Below are 302 nucleotides of genomic sequence, written 5' to 3'. Positions count from 1 at the left end.
GCGAGCAGCAACATGCCCGGCTCGAGACGATCGAGGAGATCATTCGACAACTCCCGCTCCGAGGTCGAACACGGACCGATTGCGGCATCGAAGAGGGCGTGGGTGCCGCATTCGGCCACTGCCACCAACCGTGCCTGCGGATACGCGGACTGCTCGCCGCGACTCGACGGCGGCCGCCTGAAATATTCGGTGTTGGCGGGCGTGTCGGCCAAGTCCAGACACGTCCCGTCGATCGCCACCAATCTGCGTCCGGCAAGCCACGAGCCGGGAGTGTCCATGGTCGCTACAGGGCGAGCCACCCG

At 66.2% G+C, this 302-nt stretch carries 1 pseudogene; it reads right to left on the bottom strand.

The features are described from left to right. Nucleotides 1–302 (bottom strand): annotated as a pseudogene (locus tag BJI47_RS00375) (IS4 family transposase); the annotation flags it as partial.

Origin of the sequence: Rhodococcus sp. 1168, assembly GCF_002091955.1 — a bacterium.
Classification (GTDB): domain Bacteria; phylum Actinomycetota; class Actinomycetes; order Mycobacteriales; family Mycobacteriaceae; genus Rhodococcoides.
The sequence above is the reverse complement of the archived record's forward strand: the minus strand, read 5'-3'. Positions and strand labels throughout refer to the sequence as shown.